Raw genomic sequence first — 6,421 nt, 5'->3', positions numbered from 1 at the left:
TACAACCCCCCCCCACCCCGCGATACCCCCCGCGGTGGGCCTTTTTTTTTAAACTTTCCCCCCCTAAACGCCAAAACACGGGCCCCCCCGGCGCAGGGGGTGGGGGCGCTCAGATGTCGGCGGCGCAGCGGAAGCCGATGTGGGTGGTCGCGGTGTCGTCGGCCTGCGGCGAGCGCGCCGCCGGGCGGAACCGCAGGCAGTAGTCCGGCGAGCACAGGTAGGAGCCGCCCTTCAGCACCCGGCGCGGGATGCGCGAGCCCGGCTCGGCGCTGGCGGACGCGAGCAGGTTGACGCGCGCCCCGGCGTCCACCGCCTCCTCGCCTGGCACGACATGGCGGGGCGCGTAGTAGTCGCTCGTCCGCTCCCAGGTGTTGCCGATGATGTCGTAGAGGCCGTAGCCGTTCGCCGGGTACGAGCCGACCGGCGCCGTCGTCGCGCCGAACCGGCCGCGATTGTCGTAAGGGAAGCTCCCGATCCAGGAGTTCGCCTGCGCCTCGCCGCCCGGGTAGGCCTCCTCGCCCCAGGCGAAGCGCGCCCCGTCGACCCCGCCGCGCGCGGCGAACTCGTGCTCGGCCTCCGTGGGGAGCCGCTTACCGGCCCACGCCGCGTACGCGGACGCATCCTCGAACGCGACCTGCACGACCGGGTGGTCCATCCGGTCCTCGATGCCCGAGTCCACGCCCTCGGGGCGCCGCCAGTGGGCGCCGGGCTCCCACCGCCACCACTGCCGCCAGTCGCGCAGGTCGACCGGCCCGGCGGTCGCGGTGAACACCATCGCGCCGGGCACCAGGTCCTCCGCGGCGACCCCCGGATAGTCGGCCGGGTCCATCGGCCGCTCGGCCACCGTCACGTAACCGGTCGCGTCCACGAACCGCGCGAAGTCGGCGTTGGTAACCGCGTACCGGTCGATCAGATAGCTGTCCACCGTCCGCTCGTGGACGGGCTGCTCGTCCGGGTAGAACTCATCGCTCCCCATCCGGAAGGTCCCGCCGTCGATGCGCACCATGTCGTCCACACGGCAACGCTACCGCGCAGCGGGCGCCCCGGTGTCGAGCACCAGGTCGAGGTAGCCGCGCAGGGCCGCAGCCGCATCGATCCGCTCGGGAGCGTAGAGCCACTGGAGCTGGATGCCCTCCCACAGTGCCACCACCGTCGCCGCGGCGAGCGCGGGGTCCACGCCCTCGCGGAGCCGGCCCGCCCCGGCGAGCGCGGCGAACTCGCGCTCGTAGGACTCCTGCATCCCCGCGTACCGGCCGAGGAAGTACGCGTGGCCGGGATGCCCGGGTTCGGTCGCTTCGGCGGCGAGGATGCTGTAGAGCGCGATGAGCCCGGGGATGCCCTCGTTGCGCCGGGCCTGGGCGATGATGCTGTCGGGGAACGGGAGGTCGTCGGGCAGCCGGCCGCCGGAGGTGTCGACGTCCCCGCCCAGTTCGTCACGACGGGCGAGCACCGCGAGGAGCAGGTCCTCCTTGCCGCCGAAATGGTGCTGGAGCGTGCTCAGCCCGATGCCGGCCGCCGCGGCGATCTCGCGCAGCGAGCTGCCGTGGTAGCCGCGGGTGGCGAACACGCGGTACGCCTCATCCACGATCTGCTGGCGCCGCTCGGCCGATTTCGCGTACGGCCCACGCCGGCGAGCGGCTTCCCCGGCTCCGTCCACGTCCGCCTCCAAATTAGGTCAGTCGAACCATTTTCGACTACGGTCGATGCTAGTCCTTCCACGCCGCTGTGACGATTCAGTGACGATCCGACGATCCCAGGAGCCCACGTGCCGTCTCCCGCCCTTCTCGCCGACACCGCACCCTCCTCCGGCGCCGTCCGCGCGCCGCGGTCCTGGCTGCACTCCGACGCACCGTCGCTCTCGCTGAACGGCGAGTGGCGGTTTCGGCTCTCCCCCACCGCCGACCTCCCGGACGACGTCGCGCGCGCCGACCTGGACGACGCCGGCTGGGACACCCTCCCCATCCCTGCGCACTGGGTCCTGCAGGGCGACGGCCGCTACGGGCGCCCGAGCTACACCAACGTGCAGTACCCGTTCCCGATCGAGCCGCCGTTCGTGCCCGACGAGAACCCGACCGGCGACTACCGGCGCCGGTTCGACCTGCCGCCCGGGTGGCCCGCGGACGCGCGCGTCGTGCTGCGATTCGACGGCGTCGAGTCGCTCTACCGCGTGTGGCTGAACGGCGTGGAGGTCGGCACCGCGAGCGGGAGCCGGCTCGCCCACGAGTTCGACGTGACCGACCTGGTGCGGGCGGAGGGCAACCTGCTCGCCGTACGCGTGCACCAGTGGTCGGCCGCGAGCTACCTGGAGGACCAGGACCAGTGGTGGCTGCCCGGCATCTTCCGGGATGTGACGCTCACCGCACGCCCCGCCGACGGCCTGGAGGATGTCTGGCTGCGCACCGCCTTCGCGGACGGCGCGGGCACGATCCTCCCGGAGGTCACCGCGAGCGCGGCCGCCTTCCCGGTCACCGTGCGCATCCCCGAGCTCGGCGTGGAGGCCGTGTGGGCGACGCCCGCCGACGTCGCCCCCGTCGCGGTCGGCGTGGTGGAACCGTGGACGGCGGAGACCCCGCGGCTCTACGACGCCACCGTCGCCGCCCAGGGCGAGACCCTCTCCCTCCGCCTCGGCTTCCGCACCGTCGAGATCCGCGGCGACCGGTTCCTCGTCAACGGCCGTCGGGTCGTCTTCCACGGGATGAACCGGCACGAGACGCACCCTGAGCGCGGCCGGGTGTTCGACGAGGAGCACGCCCGCGCCGACCTGATCCGGATGAAGCAGTTCAACGTGAACGCCATCCGCACCAGCCACTACCCGCCGCACCCGCGCCTCCTCGACCTCGCCGACGAGCTGGGCTTCTGGGTGATCCTGGAGTGCGACCTGGAGACGCACGGCTTCGAGAAGGCCGGCTGGCGGGACAACCCGAGCGACGACCCGCGCTGGCGCGACGCCTACCTCGACCGCATCCGGCGCACCGTGGAGCGCGACAAGAACCATCCGTCGATCGTGATGTGGTCGCTCGGCAACGAGTCGGGCACGGGCGCGAACCTCGCCGCTATGTCGGCCTGGGCGCACGACCGCGACCCCGGGCGCCCGGTGCACTACGAGGGCGACTACACCGGCGAGTACACCGACGTCTACTCGCGCATGTACTCGTCCGTCCCGGAGACCGAGCAGATCGGCACGGACGGCTCGCTCGCACCGCTGCTCGGCTGCACGCCGGCGCAGGGCGCGCGGCAGCGGACCAAGCCGTTCATCCTCTGCGAGTACGCGCACGCGATGGGCAACGGACCCGGCGCGCTCGACCAGTACGAGGCGCTGACGGACGCGCACCCGCGGCTGCACGGCGGCTTCGTCTGGGAGTGGCGCGATCACGGCATCCTCACCCGGACCGCGGACGGCACACCCTTCTACGCGTACGGCGGCGACTTCGGGGAGGTCGTCCACGACGGCAACTTCGTGATGGACGGCATGGTGCTCTCCAACGACGTGCCCACTCCGGGCCTCCACGAGTTCAAAGCGGTGGCGCAGCCGGTCGCGCTGACATTCGACGGCGGCGAGCTGGTCGTGACGAACCGGCGGCACAGCGCGAGCACCGCCGACCTGGCGCTGCGCTGGACTGTCGAGCACGACGGGCGCGCGGCGGCCTCCGGCATGCTCGACCTCCCGGTAGTGGAGGCCGGCGACTCGGTGCGACTGCCGCTGCCCTCCGCCCCGGTCGCGGAGGACGCGGAGACCTGGCTCACCGTGACGGCGGTGCTCGCCGCCGACACGGCCTGGGCGCCGGCCGGTCACGTCGTCGCCCGGGCGCAGCTCGACCTCACGGCGGCTCGGCGCCTCCGTCCCGCAGCGCGGCCCGTCGACTGGAGGGAGGCCGAGGGCACGCTCACGCTCGGGCCCGCCACCTTCGAACGCGGCCGGCTCGTCTCCCTCGGCGGCCGCGCGATCGCCGGCCCGAGACTGGAGCTCTTCCGCGCGCCGACCGACAACGACGAGGGCGCGGCCTACGGCGACCTCGCCTCCAGCGACGCGAGTACCGTCGGCGTCTCCAGTGCGAGCCTCTGGCGCGAGCAGGGCCTCGACCGGCTGACGCACCGACTGGTCGCGGTCCACCAGGCGGAGGACGGCCTCCGCACGATCACCCGGGTCTCCGCGGCGAACGCCGTGGACTCCGTCACCGTCGAGACCGTCTGGACGCTGAACGACGGCGAGCTCGGCCTCCGGGTGGAGATCGAGCCGTCCTCCGGCTGGCCCAGCGTGTGGCCGCGGATCGGCGTGCGTTTCGACCTCCCCGACCGGGACGGCGTCCTGAAGGCTGCCGAGTGGTTCGGCGCCGGCCCGCTGGAGTCCTACCCCGATAGCACCCGTGCCGCGTACGTCGGCCGGTTCCGCGCCACCGTGGCCGAACTGAACGTGGAGTACGCCCGCCCGCAGGAGACCGGGCACCGCTCGGCCGTGCGCGAGGTCAACCTCGGCGCGTTCGGTTTCACCGCCCTCCCGGACGGCCGCGGCCGTCTCCCCGGCTTCTCGCTGTCCCGGCACACGCCGCAGCAGGTCGCTGCGGCGCGCCACCCGCACGAGCTGCCGGAGTCCGGCACCACCTACCTGTTCGTGGACGCCGCCCAGCACGGTCTCGGCTCCCGCGCGTGCGGCCCCGACGTCTGGCCGGAGTTCGCCCTCCGCCCCGAGTCCCGCACGCTGCGGCTGAACTTCCGCATCTGACGCACAGGGGACGCAACACGCCGCTTCGCGCGGGACGAAGCGGCGTGTTGCGACCCCTGGATGCGCTACTTGTTGAGCGGGCTCATGTCGGCGTAGCGGTCGCCGACGGGAGCGGCGACGGCGTCGAGCCGCGCGAGCTGCTCGGGGGTGAGGTCGAGGTCGGCGGCGGCGACGTTCTGCTCCAGGTTCTCGACGCGGCGCGTGCCCGGGATGGGCGCGAGGTCGTCGCCGCGCGACAGCAGCCACGCGAGCGCCACCTGGCCCGGCTTGGCGCCGGCCTCGCGCGCGACCTCGTCGACCTGCTCCACGATGCGGATGTTGGCCTCCAGGTTGTCGCCCTCGAACCGCGGGTTGAAGCGACGGAAGTCGTCCTCGGCGAGCTGGTCGAGCGAGCGGATCGAGCCCGTGAGGAAGCCGCGGCCGAGCGGCGAGTACGGCACGAAGCCGATGCCGAGCTCGCGCACGGTGGGCAGCACCTCCGTCTCCGGGTCGCGCGTCCACAGCGAGTACTCGGTCTGCACCGCCGTCACCGGGTGCACCGCGTTGGCGCGCACGATGGTCTCCGGTGCGGCCTCGGACAGCCCGTAGTGCCGGATCTTGCCCTCCTCGATCAGCTCGCTCAGCGCGCCCACCGTCTCCTCGATCGGCGTGCCCGGGTCCATCCGGTGCTGGTAGTAGAGGTCGATGCGGTCGGTCTGCAGCCGCTTCAGCGAGCCCTCGACCGAGAGCCGGACGTTCTCGGGCGAGCCGTCGAGGCCGCGTTCGTGCTTGGACCGGTGCAGGATGGTGCCGAACTTGGTGGCGATGACCACCCGGTCGCGGCGGCCTCCGGCGAAGGCGCGGGCCAGCAGCTCCTCGTTCGTGTACGGGCCGTAGATCTCGGCGGTGTCGAAGAGGGTGACCCCGAGGTCCATCGCCCGGTGGATGGTCCGGATCGAGCCGGCGTCGTCGTCGCCGGCGCCGGTGTAGAACGCGCTCATTCCCATGCAGCCGAGGCCGAGTCGCGAGACCTCGAGCTTCTCCGTACCCAGTGTGATCGTCATCAGTGCCATGCCCTCACGATATCCCCGTGTCCGCGGCGGCTGGTACCTTCGCGGCATGGCCCTCACGAAGTACTACGTCGCATCCTCCATCGACGGCTTCATCGCCGACGTGCACGACCGCATCGAGTGGCTCATGCAGTTCGGCTTCGAGGAGTTCGACGAGCACTACCAGCAGTTCATCTCCGGCATCGGCGCGCTGGTGATGGGCGCGACGACGTACGAGTTCGTGCTCGGCGAGCAGGGGCCGTGGCCGTACGAGGACATCCCCACCTGGGTGGTCACCCACCGCGCGCTGCCGGTCCCGGAGGGGGCCGATGTGACGTTCTTCTCCGGCGACATCGTCCAGCTCGACGCGGTGCTCCGGGAGGCCGCAGGCGACCGCGACGTGTGGATGGTCGGCGGCGGGGCGCTCGCGGCCCAGTTCGCCGACCGCGGCCTGATCGACGAGCTGCACATCACGTACGTGCCGGTGCTCGTCGGCTCGGGCAAGCCCCTGCTGCCTGTCGCCCAAGCCAGCCGCCCGCTGGTGCTCTCCCGCACCAACACCTTCCCCTCCGGCGCCGTCGAGCACGTCTACCGCTTCGCCTGAGCGCACCCGAGACCGCCGAGGGGCACGTAAACGCCCCTAAAAGCGCGTTTTAGGGGCGTTTACGTGCCC

The 6,421-nt window shown here is 72.2% G+C and carries 5 protein-coding genes; 2 read left to right on the top strand and 3 right to left on the bottom strand.

Going from position 1 to position 6,421, the window contains the following annotated elements; genetic code table 11:
* Window positions 1-109: 109 nt before the first annotated feature.
* Both ACFQ9V_RS14585 and ACFQ9V_RS14580 read right to left on the bottom strand, forming a co-directional pair.
* Window positions 110-1,006 carry a formylglycine-generating enzyme family protein gene (locus tag ACFQ9V_RS14585; protein WP_382459932.1) on the bottom strand — a complete coding sequence of 299 codons (897 nt, stop codon included), beginning with the start codon at window positions 1,004-1,006 and terminating at the stop codon, window positions 110-112.
* An 18-nt stretch (window positions 1,007-1,024) separates the two neighbouring features.
* Window positions 1,025-1,657 carry a TetR/AcrR family transcriptional regulator gene (locus ACFQ9V_RS14580; protein ID WP_382459849.1) on the bottom strand — a complete coding sequence of 211 codons (633 nt, stop codon included), beginning with the start codon at window positions 1,655-1,657 and terminating at the stop codon, window positions 1,025-1,027.
* Between the two features lie 108 nt (window positions 1,658-1,765).
* On the opposite strand from ACFQ9V_RS14580, the gene ACFQ9V_RS14575 reads away from it, so the two are divergent.
* A complete protein-coding gene (locus tag ACFQ9V_RS14575; protein ID WP_382459848.1) occupies window positions 1,766-4,720 on the top strand; it encodes a glycoside hydrolase family 2 TIM barrel-domain containing protein in 2,955 nt (984 codons plus the stop codon).
* Between the two features lie 65 nt (window positions 4,721-4,785).
* Here ACFQ9V_RS14575 and ACFQ9V_RS14570 read toward each other — a convergent pair whose 3' ends face one another.
* Window positions 4,786-5,766: an aldo/keto reductase gene (locus ACFQ9V_RS14570; protein WP_382459931.1), complete on the bottom strand. Its 981-nt coding sequence runs from the start codon at window positions 5,764-5,766 to the stop codon at window positions 4,786-4,788.
* Between the two features lie 52 nt (window positions 5,767-5,818).
* Here ACFQ9V_RS14570 and ACFQ9V_RS14565 point away from each other — a divergent pair, with 52 nt between their 5' ends.
* Complete coding sequence (locus tag ACFQ9V_RS14565) at window positions 5,819-6,352, top strand: dihydrofolate reductase family protein (RefSeq protein WP_382459847.1); 534 nt, start codon at window positions 5,819-5,821, stop codon at window positions 6,350-6,352.
* Window positions 6,353-6,421: the final 69 nt, after the last annotated feature.

This window comes from Leifsonia sp. NPDC056665, from assembly GCF_042791795.1.
Taxonomy (GTDB): Bacteria; Actinomycetota; Actinomycetes; order Actinomycetales; family Microbacteriaceae; genus Leifsonia.
The sequence above is the reverse complement of the archived record's forward strand: the minus strand, read 5'-3'. Positions and strand labels throughout refer to the sequence as shown.